Genomic DNA, 15,984 nt, shown 5'->3' with positions numbered 1-15,984 from the left:
TCCTCTGACGAAAGGCCGGTTTCGCGCCGACGCTGTGCGGCGCGCGAGCATTGCCATATACTGTATATCCATACAGTTGTGGGTGGCGTCATGCTCGCATCCTCCATTTCTCCCGAATCCCTGCATCCGACGCTCTGGCGCGGTTCGCAGCTTGCGCGCGGCGGTCCGCGCACGATCGATACCGGTTTCGCGGCGCTGTCGGCCGAGCTGCCGGGCGGCGGCTGGCCGGTCGGCGGCCTCGTCGAACTGCTGGCCGCGCAGCCGGGCTGCGGCGAGATGCGGCTGCTCGCGCCGGCGCTCGCGCGCGCAGTCGGCGGCAAGCGGCCGCTCGCGCTCGTCGCGCCGCCGCAGCCGCCGCACGCGAGCGCGCTCGCGAGTCTCGGCGTGCCGTCCGACGCGCTGCTGTGGCTGCGCGCCGGCAGCCGCGCGGACGCGCTGTGGGCGGCCGAGCAGGCGCTCAAGACGGGCTGTTGCGGCGCGCTCCTGTTGTGGCAGCCGGACGCGCGGCCCGACGTGCTGCGGCGCCTGCATCTCGCCGCCGCGCGCGGCGGCGACACGCTGTTCGTGATGCTGCGCCCGCTGTCGGCCGCGCGGCAGCCGTCGCCCGCGGTGCTGCGCCTCGCGCTGCATCCCGCGCCGGGCGGCGTGGCGGTCGAGATCGTCAAGCGCCGCGGCCCCGTGCGCAGCGAGCTGCTCGAGCTCGATCTGCCGTCGCCCATCGTGGAGAGCCGCTATGCGCGTCTTGCTCGGCATTCATCTGCCGCGTCTGCCGCTCGACGTGTGCGCGCCGCCGCCGGCTGACGGCGACGCCGGCCGTGCGGTGCTCGAGCAGGGCGTCGTGCTGATCGCCGACGCGGCCGCGCGCAAGCAGGGCGTGCGCGCGGGCATGAAGCGCGGCGGCGTGCTGACGCTCGCGCCCGACACGCAGCTCGTCGAGCGCGATCCGGCGCGCGAGGCCGATGCGCTGCGCGCGGTCGCGCTTGCGCTGCTGCGCTTTTCGCCGTGCGTCGCGCTCGACGACGAAGCGACACTCGTCGTCGACGTCGGCCCGAGCCTGCGCCTGTTCGGCGGCCTGCCGTCGCTGTGCCGCCAGGTGCGCGCGACGCTCGCGGCGCTCGGTTATGCCGCGCGCCTGTCCGCCGCGCCGACCGGGCGTGGGGCGTGGCTGCTCGCGCGCGTGCCGGCCCGCTCGCGCAGCCGGCGTCGGGTGGCCGGCCAAGCGTCGCTCGTCCGCGCGCTCGATGCGCTGCCGTGCGAACTGCTGCCCGACGCGCGCCCGTACGCGGGCTGGTTCGACGGCCTGGGCTGCCGCACGCTGGCCGATCTGCGCCGCCTGCCGCGCGCGGGGCTGCAGCGCCGCTGCGGTCCTGCGCTGCTGGCCGCGCTCGATCGCGCATACGGCGACGCCGTCGAGCCGCTCGCGTGGATGCCGGTGCCGCCGGTGTTCGATGCGCGGCTCGAATTGCCGGAGCGCGTCGAATACGCGGAGGCCGTGCTGTTCGTCGCGCGGCGGCTCGTCGTGCAGCTGTGCGGCTGGCTCGCCGCGCGGCAACTGTCGCTGGCCGCGATGACGTTCGGCCTCGAGCACGAGCGCGGCCGCCAGGCGGTGCCGCCGACGTCGCTCGAGCTCGCGTTCGCGGAGCCCGCGCGCGACGAGGCGCACTTCATGCGGCTGCTCGGCGAGCGGCTCGCGCGTGTCGAGCTGCCCGCCGCGGTGATCGCGGTGCGCCTGACGGCCACGCGCGTCGAGTCGGTCGCGCCGCCGGCCGACGATCTCTTTCCCGAGCCGGGCGGCACGCGCGAGGCGCGCGCGCGGCTCATCGAGCTGCTGGTCGCGCGGCTCGGCACGGACAACGTGCTGCGCGCGGCGCCCGTCGCCGATTACCGGCCCGAGGCCGCGAACCGCTGGCTGCCGCTCGATGCGCCGGCGGGCCGGCCGGCCGCCGGTCCGCCCGCCGCGCCGCCGCGTCCCGCGTGGCTGCTGGCCGAGCCGCAGCCGCTGCTGATGCGCGAGAACCGGCCGGTATTCCATACGCCGCTCCGGATGATGTCGTCGCCCGAGCGGATCGAGGCCGGGTGGTTCGATGGTCAATTGGCTGCACGCGATTACTACGTCGCGCAGGACGAGGTTGGCGCGTGCTACTGGGTATTCAAGGAACGCTCGGGGAGCCAGTCCGAGCCGCGCTGGTTCCTGCACGGCCTGTTCGGGTGAGCGGCGATGGCTACGGAATACACGTTGCTGCCCGATTACGCGGAGCTGTTCTGCCGCTCGAATTTCTCGTTCCTGCATGGCGCGTCGCATGCGGAGGAACTGGTCGAGCGGGCGGTCGAGCTTGGCTATCGCGGGATCGCGATCACCGACGAATGCTCGCTCGCAGGTGCGCCGCGGATGCACGTCGCGGCGAAGGCGAAAGGGCTGCCGCTGATCGTCGGCGCGTACTTCGACGTGACGCCCGATGAAGTCGCACCCGGTCACGATCCGGGCCCCGGCGCGTTCGGGCTCGTGCTGCTCGCGCAGAACCGCGAGGGTTACGGCAACCTGTCCGAGCTGATCTCGTGGCGGCGCATGAACGCGCCGAAGGGCACGTACCGGCTGACGTCGCGGATGCTGTCGGCGCCGCCCGGGGAATTCGCGCACCTGCGCGGGATGCCCGACTGCTTTGCGATTCTTGTCCCCGCGTATCCGGTGCGTGCCGACGTGCTCGATGCGCAGGTCGCGTGGTTTCGTTCAACGTTCGGCGAGCGTGCGCGGCTCGGGCTCGTGCAGTTGCAGCGCGCGCTGGACGGTGCGCAGCGCGAGGAGATTCGTGCGGCGGGCGAGCGGCGCGGCGTGCGTATCGTCGCGCTCGGCGACGTGACGATGCACAAGCGCTCGTGCAAGCCGCTGCAGGATGCGATGACGGCGATCCGGCACCGGATGCCGATCTCGGAGTGCGGCTATGCGCTCGCGCCGAACGCGGAGCAGCATCTGCGTTCGCGGCAGCGGATCGCGCAGCTGTTCTCGTCGGACGAGATCGCGCAGACGTGCGCGATGCTCGATACGTGCGGCTTCTCGCTCGACGAACTGCGCTACGAGTATCCGCTCGAGCTCGTGCCGGACGGACACACGCCGGCCAGCTACCTGGAGCAGGAAACCTGGGCGGGCGCGCACCGGCGTTATCCGCACGGCGTGCCGGAGAAGGTGGTGAAGCTGATCGAGCACGAACTCGAACTGATCGAGGACCTGAAATACGAGCCGTTCTTCCTGACGGTCTACGACGTCGTCACCTATGCGCGCAGCCGGAACATCCTGTGCCAGGGGCGGGGCTCGGCGGCGAATTCGGTGGTCTGCTACTGCCTCGGCGTCACCGAGGTGGATCCGGAGCGCAGCACGCTGCTGTTCGAACGCTTCATCAGCCGCGAGCGCGGCGAGCCGCCCGACATCGACGTCGACTTCGAGCACCAGCGGCGCGAGGAAGTCATCCAGTATCTGTACAAGAAATACGGTCACGACCGTGCCGCGCTCGCCGCCGCCGTATCGACCTACCGTCCGCGCGGCGCGTTGCGCGAGACCGGCAAGGCGCTCGGCGTCGATCCGATGCTGATCGAGCGCGTCGCGAAAGGGCATCGCTGGTTCGACGGCAGCCGCGACCTGCTGCAGCAATTCGCGTCGGTCGACCTCGATCCCGGCGCGCCCATCATTCAGGCATGGGCCGAGCTTGCCGCCCGGCTGCTCAATTTTCCACGCCATCTGTCGCAGCACTCGGGCGGTTTCGTGATCAGCCGCGGCAAGCTCACGCGGCTCGTGCCCGTCGAGAACGCGGCGATGGACGGGCGGCGCGTGATCCAGTGGGACAAGGACGATCTCGAATCGCTCAAGCTGATGAAGGTCGACGTGCTGGCGCTCGGCATGCTGTCGGCGCTGCATCGCGCGTTCGACATGGTCACCGCGTGGCGCGGGCCGCCGAAGCGGGCCGGCCGGCCCGACGACGACAGGCCTGACGGCAAGCCGTTCGGGATGGACGACATTCCGCAGGATGACGAAGCGACCTACGACATGATCTGTCGCGCCGACACGGTCGGCGTGTTCCAGATCGAATCTCGCGCGCAGATGTCGATGCTGCCGCGCCTGAGGCCGCGCGACTATTACGACCTCGTGATCGAGGTCGCGATCGTGCGGCCGGGGCCGATCCAGGGCGGCGCCGTGCATCCGTACCTGAAGCGGCGGCAGGGGATCGAGAAAGTCAGCTATCCGAAGGAGGACCTGAAGCCCGCGCTCGAACGCACGAAAGGCGTGCCGATCTTCCAGGAACAGGTGATGCAGATCGCGATGATCGCGGCCGGCTTCACGCCCGGCGAGGCCGACGAGCTGCGGCGCGCGATGGCCGCGTGGAAGCGCAAGGGCAATCTCGAGCAATATCACCGCAAGATCGTCGACGGCATGCGGGAGCGCGACTATCCGCCCGAATTCGCCGAGCAGATATTCGAGCAGATCAAGGGCTTCGGCGACTACGGTTTTCCGGAGAGCCACGCGGCGAGCTTCGCGCATCTCGTGTACGCGAGCAGCTGGCTCAAATGCCACGAGCCCGAGATCTTCCTCGCCGCGCTGCTGAACAGCCAGCCGATGGGCTTCTACGCGCCCGCGCAGCTCGTGCAGGACGCGAAGCGTCACGGCGTGACGGTGTTGCCGGCCGATGCGACGCACAGCGGCTGGGAAGCCTCGCTCGAAGCGCTGCCCGGCGACGCGCCGCCGCACGGCCGGCCCGCGGTGCGGCTCGGCCTGTCGCTCGTGCGCGGTCTCGGCGAGGCGGCCGCGCGGCGGATCGAGGCCGCGCGCGCGGCCGGCCCGTTCGAAAACGTCGACGCGCTCGCCCGCCGCGCGCAGCTCGAGCGCCGCGACCTCGAAGCGCTGGCCGCCGCGAACGCGCTCGCGACGCTCGCCGGCCATCGCCGCGATGCGCTGTGGCAGGCCGTTGCCGCGGCGCCGGAGCGCGACCTGCTCGCGGCCGCGCCGATCGACGAGGCGGAGATGCCCGTGCTCGGCGCGCCGTCGGAGGCCGACGACGTCCTCGCCGACTACCACACGACGGGCCTCACGCTGAACCGCCACCCCGTCGCGCTGCTGCGGCCCGCGCTGCGCACGCGGCGGCTGTCGTCCGCGGCCGAGCTGCGCGACCGCCCCGACGGCCGGCTCGCGCGCGCCTGCGGGCTCGTGATCGCGCGGCAGATGCCGGGCACCGCGAAGGGCGTGATGTTCATGACGCTCGAGGACGAAACGGGCTGCGTGAACCTGATCGTCCGGCCCGAGCTGCTCGCGCGGCAGCGCCGCGAGACGCTCGATTCGAGGCTGCTCGCGGCGTCGGGCGTCTGGCAGGTCGTGAGCGACGTGCGGCACCTCGTCGCGCAGCATTTCGAGGATCTGACGCCGCTGCTCGGCGGCCTGCGCACGTCGAGCCGCGAGTTCCACTGAGAATCCGCGAGCCAGCTCGTTGCGCGATGCATACCAGTACGCGGAACTGGTTCTATTCCGGTCTCGTTTCCGTTGCGATTTTCCCGCCCGGCGGCATCGCGAAACCGTCCCCTTGCATACCACCCCGGGTAAATCCCTATCCCGTATTGCGTTGTAAACAAAGGCTTTGTTGCGACTAAAACGCTTGCCGGGCAAGGCTTCCGGCGATTTTCACGGCGCTAATACCAGTTCGTTGACTGGTATTATTGTGGTTATATAATGCCTTCACTTTCCGACGGCCCGCGTCCGTCGTCCGACTCCCCGGAGGCTCATGGAAACCGGCTGTTCCGAACTGGCGCCCGATCCTCACCGCGATACGCCGCTTTATCTGCAGCTCGCGCGCAATCTGGCGAGCGCGATCCACGACGGCGCATGGCAGGCCGGCGAGGCGCTGCCGTCGGAGCGGGTGCTGTCGGCGTCGGTCGGCGTGTCGCGGATCACCGCGCGGCGCGCGCTGGCGCTGCTGGTCGAGCAGGGCCTGGTCACGCGGGCGCGCGGCGCGGGCACCTTCATCACGCCGCGTGTCACCGATCCGCTGTCGCACCTGGTCGGCTTTACCGCGAAGATGCGTCAGCGCGGCTTCGCGCCGGATTCGGTGTGGCTGTCGCGCAAGCTGCGCGCCGCGAGCCGCGACGAGATCACGCATCTCGGCCTCGCGCCCGGCGCGATGGTCGCGCGGCTCGAGCGGCTGCGCCGCGCGGACGGCATCGTGATGGCGGTCGAGCACTCGACGCTGCCGGCCGCGGTGGTGCCCGATCCGCACGCGCTCGACGCGTCGCTGTACGAGTACCTCGAAGCACGCGGCAAGGTCGTGGTGCGCGCGCTGCAGCACTTTCGCGCGGTGAACGCGACGCGCGACATCGCGAAATGGATGGCGGTGGCGCCGGGCGCGGCGCTCCTCGTGATCACGCGGATCGGCTACGGCACCGACGAGCGCGCGATCGAAGTGACCGAAACGTATTGCCGCGACGATTACTACGACTTCGTCGCCGAACTGAAACGCTGAAGCGGGAGACTGCCCCGGCGCGCGAAGACCGGCGCACCCTGCGGACTTTGCACATCACGACGCGGCTCGCCGCGTCACCAGATCATCAAGAGACTGTCATGCTGACTGGCAACATCCTGACCCCCGACGGCTGGATTCACGGTTCGCTCGATTGCGAGAACGGGCGCATCACGGCGCTCGACGGCGCCCCTGCCGATCCCGCGAAGAACGACGCGCCGTACATCCTGCCCGGCTTCATCGACCTGCACGTGCACGGCGGCGGCGGCGCCGACGTGATGGAAGGCGGCGACGCGATCGAGACGATCGCCCGCACGCACGCGCAGTACGGCACGACGAGCCTGCTCGCGACCACGATGACCGCGCCGCGCGACGAGCTGATGAAGGTCGTCGGCAACCTCGGCAGCGTCGCGCGCACCCGCACGCCGGGCGGCGCGCGCGTGCTCGGCGTGCACCTCGAAGGGCCGTACATCAACCCCGGCAAGCTCGGCGCGCAGCCGGACGCGGCCGTGTCGGCGGTGCTCGACGAAGTGCTGAAGTACCTGTCGATCGCGCCGATCCGCGTCGTCACGCTCGCGCCGGAAATCGCCGGCCACATCGAGATCATCGGCGAGATGGCCGCGCGCGGCGTGCGCGTGCAGCTCGGCCACTCGCTCGCGACCTACGACGACGCGGTCGCCGCGCTCAAGCACGGCGCGTGCGGCTTCACGCACCTGTTCAACGCGATGTCGCCGCTGCACCACCGCAACCCGGGCCTCGTCGGCGCGGCGCTCGCGCACGCCGAATACGCGGAGATCATCCCCGACCTGCTGCACGTGCACCCGGGCGCGATCCGCGCGGCGCTGCGCGCGATTCCGCGCCTGTACGTCGTGACCGACAGCACGTCGGCGACCGGCATGCCCGACGGCGAATACCGGCTCGGCAGCCAGCACGTGACGAAGTGCCTCGGCGGCGTGCGGCTCGCCGACGGCACGCTCGCCGGCAGCACGCTGACGATGGACCAGGCGCTGCGCAACCTCGTGTCGCTCGGCCTGCCGATCGCCGACGTGTCGAACCGGATGTCGCGCTACGCGGCCGACTATCTCGGCATCGCCGATCGCGGCCGCCTCGTGCGCGGCGCGTGGGCCGACGTCGCCGTGTTCGATCGCGACCTGAACCTCACCGCGACCTACGTCGAAGGAGAATCGATTGTCGAATATGCTTAAGGAAGCGCGCGAGGCCGCCCAGGTCGTCGCCGCGCAGCTCGCCGACACCGCGCGCGTCGAAGCGCTCGCCGGCCAGCTGATGGATCATCCGCCGGCCGTCGCGCTGACGGTCGCGCGCGGCAGCTCGGATCACGCCGCGAGCTATTTCGCGAGCCTGACGATGAGCCGCCTCGGCGTGCCGGTCGCGTCGCTGCCGATGTCGGTCGCGACGCTGCAGCAGGCGCCGCTGAAGGTGCAGGACCAGCTCGCGATCGCATTCTCCCAGTCGGGCAAGAGCCCCGATCTCGTCAACACGATGGCCGCGCTGCGCGAAGCCGGCGCGCGCACCGTCGCGGCGGTCAACGTGCTGCCGTCGCCGCTCGCCGACGCCTGCGAGCACCAGCTGCCGCTGCTGGCCGGCCCCGAACTGTCGGTCGCGGCCACCAAGAGCTACATCGCGATGCTGTCGCTGTCCGCGCAGATCGTTGCGTTCTGGCAGCGCGACGCGGCGCTCGTCGCCGCGCTGCGCGGCTTGCCCGACGTGCTCGCGCACGCGGGTTCGCTCGACTGGTCGCCGGCCGTCGCCGCGCTCGCCGACGTCGAGCGGATGATCGTGATCGGCCGCGGCCTTGGCCTCGCGATCGCGCAGGAAGCCGCGCTGAAGCTGAAGGAAACCTCCGGCATCCAGGCCGAGGCGTTCTCGAGCGCCGAGGTGCGTCACGGCCCGATGGAGCTGATCGACCGCGACTACCCGCTGCTCGTGTTCGCGCCGCCGGGGCCGGAGCAGGCGGGCCTCCTGCAGCTCGCGGCCGACATGCGCGCACGCGGCGCCGCGGTGCTGCTCGCCGCGCCGGCCGGCACGCCCGGCTTGTCAGGCGCAGGCACGGTGCTGCCGCTCGCGCAGTCCGCCCATGCGGCGCTCGACCCGATCGCCGCCATTCTGTCGTTCTACGTGATGGCGGCGGATCTCGCCGTCGCGCGCGGCCGCAATCCCGATACGCCGCGCCACCTGAACAAAGTCACCGAAACGCATTGATGAGCCGAGAACGCCGATGAGACGCGCCGAGGAGTCCCAGTTGAAGAGCCCCACCCACGATCAGATCGTCCTGCTTGCTCCGTTGACGGGGCCGATCGTTCCGCTGGCCGACGTGCCCGATCCGGTGTTCTCCGGCGGGATGTTCGGCGACGGCATCGGCATCGACCCGCTCGCCGGCAAGCTCGTCGCGCCGTGCGCCGGCATCGTGTCGCATCTCGCGCGCACCGGCCACGCGGTGACGATCACGACGCCGCAGGGTGCGGAAGTGCTGCTGCACATCGGCATCGACACCGTCGAGCTGAACGGGCAGGGCTTCACCGCGCGCGTCGAGGCCGGCGCGCGCGTCGAGGCGGGCGACCTGCTGATCGAGTTCGACCAGGACGCGGTCGCGCGCAGCGCGCATTCACTCGTGTCGGTGATCGCGATCGCGAATTCCGATGCATTCGACGTGATCGACCGCGCGCAAGGGTTCGCGACGGCGGGCGAGACGCCGCTCCTCACGCTGCGCGGCAAGGGCGACGCCGCCGTGCAGGCGGCCGCGGCCGGCGCCGCGGCGATGAACGAAGTGCGCCGCGCGGTTCAGTTGACGCAGCCGGGCGGCCTGCACGCGCGGCCGGCCGCGCGGGCGCGCGAGGCGGCGCGCGGGCTCGACGCGCACGTCGACGTGCATTTCGACGGCCGCAAGGCGCCGATCGAAAGCGTGGTCGGGCTGCTCGGCCTCGGCGCCGGCGAACAGGCGACGATCGAGCTGGTCGGCCGCGGCGCGCAGGCGCAGCAGGCGGTCGACGCGGTCGCGCAGGAGTTGCTGCGCGAGGCGCACGGCGAAGTCGAGGAGAAGCCGGCGCGCACGCTGTCGCCCGCGCCGCAGGCAGTCGTGCGCAACGCCGGCGCGCCGCTTGAGCCGAACACGCTCGCGGGCGTGTGCGCGGCGCCCGGCATCGCGGTCGGCACGCTGGTGCGCCTCGACGACGCGGACCTCACGCCGCCCGAGCAGGCGAGCGGCACGCCCGCATCGGAAAGCCGCCAGCTCGACCAGGCGCTGAAGGCCGTCGATGCGGAACTCGACGTCACCGTGCGCAACGCATCGGCGCGCGGCGCGGTCGGCGAGGCAGGGATCTTCGCGGTGCATCGCGTGCTGCTCGAGGATCCGACGCTGATCGACGCGGCGCGCGACCTGATCAGTCTCGGCAAGAGCGCGGGCTTCGCGTGGCGCGCGACGATCCGCGCGCAGATCGACACGCTGTCGAAGCTCGACGACGCGCTGCTTGCCGAGCGCGCGGCCGACCTGCGCGACATCGAGAAGCGCGTGCTGCGCGCGCTCGGCCACACGAACGGCGCGGCGCGCGCGCTGCCCGACGAGGCCGTGCTCGCGGCCGAGGAATTCACGCCGTCGGACCTGTCGTCGCTCGATCGCGCACGCGTGACCGCGCTCGTGATGGCGCGCGGCGGCGCGACGTCGCACGCGGCGATCATCGCGCGCCAGCTCGGCATTCCGGCGCTGGTCGCGGTCGGCGACGCGCTGTACGCGATTCCGGACGGCACGCAGGTCGTCGTCGATGCGAGCGCGGGCCGTCTCGAACACGCGCCGACCGCGCTCGACGTCGAGCGCGCGCGGCACGAGCGCGAGCGTCTCGCCGGCGTGCGCGAAGCGAACCGCCAGACCGCGGGCGAAGCCGCCGCGACCGCCGACGGCCGCGCGATCGAGGTCGCCGCGAACATCGCGACGCTCGACGACGCGAACACGGCCGTCGACAACGGCGCGGACGCGGTCGGCCTGCTGCGCACCGAGCTGATGTTCATCCATCGCCAGTCGGCGCCGACGATCGTCGAGCACCAGCAGAGCTACCAGTCGATCGTCGACGCGCTGCAGGGCCGCACCGCGATCATCCGCACGCTCGACGTCGGCGCGGACAAGGAAGTCGACTACCTGACGCTGCCGCCCGAGCCGAACCCGGCGCTCGGCCTGCGCGGCATCCGTCTCGCGCAGGTGCGCCCCGATCTGCTCGACGACCAGCTGCAGGGCCTGCTCGCGGTGAAGCCGTTCGGCGCGGTGCGCATCCTGCTGCCGATGGTCACCGACGCGGGCGAGCTCGTGCGGCTGCGAAAGCGCATCGACGAGTTCGCGCGCGCGATGGGCCGCATCGAGCCGATCGAGGTCGGCGTGATGATCGAGGTGCCGTCCGCGGCGCTGCTGGCCGACCAGCTCGCGCAGCATGCGGACTTCCTGTCGATCGGCACCAACGACCTCACCCAGTACACGCTCGCGATGGACCGCTGCCAGGCCGATCTGGCCGCGCAGGCAGACGGCCTGCATCCGGCCGTGCTGCGCCTGATCGACATCGCGGTGCGCGGCGCGGACAAGCACGGCAAGTGGGTCGGCGTGTGCGGCGCGCTCGGCGGCGATCCGCTCGCGGTGCCGATCCTCGTCGGCCTCGGCGTGACCGAGCTGTCGGTCGATCCGGTGTCGGTGCCGGGCATCAAGGCGCGCGTGCGCCGACTCGATTACCCGTTGTGCCGCCAGCGCGCGCAGGATCTGCTCACGCTCGATTCGGCACAGGCGGTCAGGGCAGCAAGCCGCGAGATCTGGCCGCTCGACTGAGCGTCGGCGGGGACTCGCGTGCGGTTTCAGCGGCAACGCAAATTCACTACGAAAGCAATCAGGTCAACGAAGAGACAAGGATTGGAGGACTGAATGGACGGGAATCCGTTTCTGAAGATACAGAGCCTGGGAAGGGCGCTGATGTTGCCGATCGCGGTGCTGCCGGTCGCCGGCATCCTGCTGCGGCTCGGCCAGCCGGACGTGTTCAACATCAAGATGATCGCCGACGCGGGCGGCGCGATCTTCGACAACCTGCCGCTGCTGTTCGCGATCGGCGTGGCGGTCGGCTTCGCGAAGGACAACAACGGCGTCGCGGCGCTCGCGGGCGCGATCGGCTACCTGATCGAAACCGCGATCATGAAGGACATCGATCCCAAGCTGAACATGGGCGTGCTGTCCGGGATCATCGCGGGCGTGGTCGCGGGCTTGCTGTACAACCGCTACAAGGACATCAAGCTGCCCGACTACCTCGCGTTCTTCGGCGGCAAGCGCTTTGTGCCGATCGCCACCGGCCTCGCGTGCGTGCTGCTCGGCATCGTGTTCGGCTACGTGTGGCAGCCGGTCCAGCATGCGATCGACGCGGCTGGCCAGTGGCTGACGACCGCGGGCGCGATCGGCGCGTTCGTGTTCGGCTTCCTGAACCGGCTGCTGCTCGTCACGGGCCTGCACCACATCATCAACTCGCTCGCGTGGTTCGTGTTCGGCAACTTCACGCCGCCGGCCGGCGGCGAGCTCGTGCACGGCGACCTGCACCGCTTCTTCGCGGGCGACCCGAGCGCGGGCACCTTCATGGCCGGCTTCTTCCCGATCATGATGTTCGGCCTGCCGGCCGCGTGTCTCGCGATGCTGCACGAGGCGCCGAAGGAGCGCCGCGCGGTGGTCGGCGGCCTGCTGTTCTCGATGGCGCTCACGTCGTTCCTGACCGGCGTGACCGAGCCGATCGAATTCAGCTTCATGTTCCTCGCGCCGGTGCTGTACGTGATCCACGCGGTGCTGACGGGGCTGTCGCTCGCGATCTGCCAGATTCTCGGCGTGAAGCTCGGCTTCACGTTCTCGGCGGGCGCGATCGACTACGGGCTGAACTACGGGCTGTCGACGAAGGGCTGGATCGCGATTCCGCTCGGCCTCGCATACGGCTTCGCGTACTACGGGCTGTTCCGCTTCTTCATCCGCAAGTTCAACATGGCGACGCCGGGCCGCGAGCCGGCGACGGCTGAAGGTGCGGCCGAGTCGTACCAGTCGGGCGGCTACGTCGCGCCGGCCGCGAGCGCCGCGGCGCCGCGCGCGCAGCGCTACATCGCCGCGCTCGGCGGCGCGGGCAACCTGACGGTCGTCGACGCGTGCACGACGCGCCTGCGGTTGACCGTCGCCGATCCGGACAAGGTGTCGGAACCGGACCTGAAGGCGATCGGCGCGCGCGGCGTGCTCAAGCGCGGCGGCAACAGCGTGCAGGTGATCATCGGGCCGGAGGCGGACATCATCGCCGACGAAATGCGCGCGGCGATCGGCGGTGGCGCGACGGCCGCGGCGTCGGCTGTCGCAGCGGCGGCGCCGGCCGCGACGGCGGACGGCGCGGCCGGTCCGCTCGATCCCGATCCGGCGCGCTGGCTCGCGGTGTTCGGCGGCGCGACCAACGTCGCGTCGCTCGACGCGGTGGCGACGACGCGGTTGCGCGTCGCGGTGGTCGATCCGTCGGCGGTCGATCGCGAGCGGCTCGCGTCGCTCGACGTCGCGTGGGTCGGGGCCGATACGTTCCACATCGTCTGCGGTTCGTCGGCTTCGCGTTATGCGCAATTGCTCACGGCGCGTCTGCCTTCGGCTGGCGGTAGCGCGGCGGCCCAGCCCGCGTGACGGGTTCGCGCCGCCCGGGAAAAGGAAAAAAGAAAACGGCTTGCGATGATCGCAAGCCGTTTTTGTTTGGGGTGAACGACCGGAGGCGCACCCGAAGCGCGCCCCCGGCCGCCGTTCACTCGTTCGTCAGCGTGAACGTCGGCTTCCGATAGCCGATCCCCGCGCGCTCGAGCTTCGGCAGTTCACGCTGCTGGAGCAGCGTCGCGAAGCCCGCCCAGTCGCGCTGCAGCGCGGCCGTGTCGACGTGATGCGTGTCGCCGAGCTTGTAGCGCACTCCCGCCGCGTACGGCAGCTCCCAGTCGGCCTTGTGCCATGCGCGCTCGGCGAGCGCGAGCAGCCGCGGATACACCATGTATTCGAGCAGCCGGTCGTTGCGCATCACTTCGCCCCACGCCTGCCCCTGGATCCCTTCGATGCGCGGCGCGGCGCCGGCGCTCGTCACCTCGAACGGATTGCCGTCGCGGTCGCCGATCACCTCTGCGTTCTGCGGCAGGTTCTCCGGCGCGAGAGAGAACACCTTGTACTCGTCGGTCGCCTGCGAGCCCCAGTAATAGCCGCGCTCACGCGGATTGCGCGTGTACGGGAAATCGAAGTACAGGTAGTCGGGCAGCGCGAGCACCGTTCGGTATCCCTTCGCGCTCAGGTCGCGCGCGCTGTCGGATGCACCCCAGAAGATCGTGTCCCACAGCGACACCATCACGTTGCGCGTGCTGAAGTCCTGCGGACCGTTCGCGTGCTTGATGCCGTCCTGCCACGCGGCCATCGTGCCGATCCCGTTCGCGTTCACGACCGCGCTGACCTGCTTCGCGAAGCGGGTCGGCAGCTCGTCGATCGACTTGACCTCGCCCCGCTGCAGCAGCGCGGTGCACGCCGGCGAGCGCGCCCACGGCTTGTCCTGCGCCGCGAGATCGACGCGGCCCTTGCCGGGATCGGCGCCGGTGAGCGGCTGGAAGCCCGCGCCGAGCAGGATGTTCTTCGCCTCGTCGCCGCCGTAGTGCCAGGTGCGCAGCGGCACTTGCGCGTCCGCGTGCATCGCCGCGATTTCGCGGATCACCTTCGTCGCGAAGTTGAGCGCGCCCGGCACGCACGGGTTCAGGTCGCTGCGCCGGTCGTAGAACTGCACCGTCAGCAGGTTCGACGTGTCCTGCGGATCGAGCAGGCGGTACGCGTTGGCTTCCTGCTCGCGGCTCGCCGCGTGCAGGCGGCGATAGCGCGCCTCCATCGACACGACGGCCGCGCGCGAGTGCGCGGGCATGTCGATCTCGGGAATCACGTCGACGAAGCGGTCAGCCGCGTAGCGCAGCAGCGCTACGTAATCGGCGCGCGTCAGGTAGCCGCCGCCCGACTGGTTGTCGGGCCCCGAGCCGAGCTGCGGCAGCAGGCAACGCGTTTCGGACGGATCGTGGCAGCGGCGCGCGCCGACGTCGGTCAGCTCCGGCAGGCCGGGAATCTCGATGCGCCAGCCTTCGTCGTCGGACAGGTGCAGGTGCAGCCGGTTGAGCTTGTACGCGCTCATCTGGTCGATCAGGCGGCGCAGCGTCGCCGGGTGCTTGAAGTTGCGCGCGAGGTCGACGTGCATGCCGCGATGGTCGAAGCGCGGCGCGTCTTCGACAAGCATCGCGGGAAGCGTGCCGCCGCCGGCCGGCGCGAGCGAGAACAGGGTCTGCACGCCGTAGTAGAGCCCGGCGCGATCGTAGGCCTCGATGAACGCGCCGCGCGGCCCGATCGCCAGCCGGTAGCCGCCGGGCGTCGCGATATCGGCCGGCAGCCGGCGCGGCGCGACGACGCCCCACACCGGCACGCGCGCGCCGTCGAGCCCGAGCGTGCCCGCGCGCTCGCGCAGCGCCGCCACTTGCGCGGACGGCAGGTCCGGCAGCGTCAGGTCGACGCCGCGCAGCTCGAGCGCGCCGGCTAGCGCACGCTGCCGCTTCACGCTCGGCAGCGCGCGGCTGGCGTCCGGCCGCGCGGCGACGGGCGGCGCGTTGCCGGGTGAATTGTTCTGCGCGTCGGCGGGCAGCGATTCGACGTAGCGCAACTCGTCGTCGGTGTCGTTGTAGCGCAGCACGGCGGGCGGCGCGCCGTCGACGACCACGTAGGGCCGCGGAATCACGTCGCTGTAGCGGCGAAACCAGTATTCGGCGACGACCGGCAGCTCGATGCGCTCGCCCGGCGCGAGCCGGATCGAACCCAGCTGCGGCGTCAGTTCGTACAGGTCGCCGGTCAGGCGGCGCAGCGCGAAGCCCGGCCGGTCGATCCGCAGCAGGCGGCGGATGCTGTGCAGGTAGAGCCGCCAGCCGCCGTCGGCGATCGGCTGGTGGCCGCGGTTCTGCAGGATCAGGCGGCCTGTCGCGCAGCTCGCCCAGTCCGCGCCGAGATCGGCGCACGGCACGCCGGCCGATGCCGCGTGATTGTTGTCGATGGCGACGCGCAACGCGAGGCCGTTCGATAGCAGCGTCGCGAGCCCGGCGGGTGTCGGCGCGGGGGCGTTCACGGTCGCGCCGGGCGCCGCGCGCGCGGGCGTCTGCGCAGGCGACGCGGCCGGCGACAGCGCCGCCGTGATCAGCGCGCCGGCGCACAGGGAATGCAGGATGCGATTCATGGGGATTCCTCAAAAAAAGTTCGGCGATACGACGCCGTGGGATTACGTCGCTGCGATCGGGTCTTTCAAGGAGGCTGCGGGGAAGGCTGGGGGCCGCGCGCGGGCGAGGGGGCACGAAGTGCGCATAGGGCGTGCACGAGGCGTGCATGCAGCGCGCGGGGCCGTGCGCTACGGATCGGGTTCGCGGCACGCGCGCCGGCCGTGTGCGTTCATGAGCGGCGTGC

General features: G+C 71.2%; 9 protein-coding genes. 8 read left to right on the top strand and 1 reads right to left on the bottom strand.

Going from position 1 to position 15,984, the window contains the following annotated elements; all coding sequences use genetic code 11:
* Positions 1-90 precede the first annotated feature (90 nt).
* From imuA to nagE, 8 genes are all read left to right on the top strand, one after another.
* Entirely contained in the window at positions 91-801 is a 711-nt protein-coding gene (imuA, locus tag B7P44_RS15545) for a translesion DNA synthesis-associated protein ImuA (protein WP_084905606.1), read from the top strand.
* Positions 734-2,212, top strand: coding sequence for a Y-family DNA polymerase (locus tag B7P44_RS15540; RefSeq protein WP_084905604.1), 1,479 nt, complete (start codon positions 734-736; stop codon positions 2,210-2,212). Before imuA ends, B7P44_RS15540 begins: the two co-directional genes overlap by 68 nt.
* Positions 2,213-2,218: 6 nt before the next feature.
* The gene (locus B7P44_RS15535) at positions 2,219-5,449 is read left to right on the top strand and encodes an error-prone DNA polymerase (protein WP_084905602.1); all 3,231 of its coding nucleotides are present in this window, start codon (positions 2,219-2,221) and stop codon (positions 5,447-5,449) included.
* Positions 5,450-5,759: 310 nt separating this feature from the next.
* Positions 5,760-6,494 (top strand): GntR family transcriptional regulator, encoded by a 735-nt coding sequence (locus tag B7P44_RS15530; protein WP_084905600.1) that lies wholly within the window; start codon positions 5,760-5,762, stop codon positions 6,492-6,494.
* 98 nt (positions 6,495-6,592) lie between these two features.
* Complete coding sequence (gene nagA / locus B7P44_RS15525; protein WP_084905598.1) at positions 6,593-7,696, top strand: N-acetylglucosamine-6-phosphate deacetylase; 1,104 nt, start codon at positions 6,593-6,595, stop codon at positions 7,694-7,696.
* Positions 7,689-8,711, top strand: a complete 1,023-nt coding sequence (locus tag B7P44_RS15520) for an SIS domain-containing protein (RefSeq protein ID WP_084905596.1) — start codon at positions 7,689-7,691, stop codon at positions 8,709-8,711. The genes nagA and B7P44_RS15520 overlap by 8 nt, the downstream gene beginning before the upstream one ends.
* A 16-nt stretch (positions 8,712-8,727) precedes the next feature.
* Positions 8,728-11,310: a phosphoenolpyruvate--protein phosphotransferase gene (ptsP, locus tag B7P44_RS15515; protein ID WP_084905594.1), complete on the top strand. Its 2,583-nt coding sequence runs from the start codon at positions 8,728-8,730 to the stop codon at positions 11,308-11,310.
* 93 nt (positions 11,311-11,403) lie between these two features.
* Entirely contained in the window at positions 11,404-13,161 is a 1,758-nt protein-coding gene (nagE, locus tag B7P44_RS15510) for an N-acetylglucosamine-specific PTS transporter subunit IIBC (RefSeq protein WP_084905592.1), read from the top strand.
* A 115-nt stretch (positions 13,162-13,276) separates the two neighbouring features.
* On the opposite strand, the gene B7P44_RS15505 is transcribed toward nagE, so the two are convergent.
* A complete protein-coding gene (locus tag B7P44_RS15505; protein ID WP_084905590.1) occupies positions 13,277-15,760 on the bottom strand; it encodes a beta-N-acetylhexosaminidase in 2,484 nt (827 codons plus the stop codon).
* Between the last annotated feature and the right edge of the window lie 224 nt (positions 15,761-15,984).

This window comes from Burkholderia ubonensis subsp. mesacidophila (genome assembly GCF_002097715.1).
Lineage (GTDB): Bacteria > Pseudomonadota > Gammaproteobacteria > Burkholderiales > Burkholderiaceae > Burkholderia > Burkholderia mesacidophila.
Note: the sequence above shows the minus strand (reverse complement) of the source record. Positions and strands in the feature narration are given on the sequence as shown.

Coding starts and splice junctions, on each gene's coding strand:
- imuA (WP_084905606.1), top strand. CDS start 91: ATGCTCGCATCCTCCATTTCTCCCGAATCCCTGCATCCGACGCTCTGG.
- B7P44_RS15540 (WP_084905604.1), top strand. CDS start 734: ATGCGCGTCTTGCTCGGCATTCATCTGCCGCGTCTGCCGCTCGACGTG.
- B7P44_RS15535 (WP_084905602.1), top strand. CDS start 2,219: ATGGCTACGGAATACACGTTGCTGCCCGATTACGCGGAGCTGTTCTGC.
- B7P44_RS15530 (WP_084905600.1), top strand. CDS start 5,760: ATGGAAACCGGCTGTTCCGAACTGGCGCCCGATCCTCACCGCGATACG.
- nagA (WP_084905598.1), top strand. CDS start 6,593: ATGCTGACTGGCAACATCCTGACCCCCGACGGCTGGATTCACGGTTCG.
- B7P44_RS15520 (WP_084905596.1), top strand. CDS start 7,689: ATGCTTAAGGAAGCGCGCGAGGCCGCCCAGGTCGTCGCCGCGCAGCTC.
- ptsP (WP_084905594.1), top strand. CDS start 8,728: ATGAGACGCGCCGAGGAGTCCCAGTTGAAGAGCCCCACCCACGATCAG.
- nagE (WP_084905592.1), top strand. CDS start 11,404: ATGGACGGGAATCCGTTTCTGAAGATACAGAGCCTGGGAAGGGCGCTG.
- B7P44_RS15505 (WP_084905590.1), bottom strand. CDS start 15,760: ATGAATCGCATCCTGCATTCCCTGTGCGCCGGCGCGCTGATCACGGCG.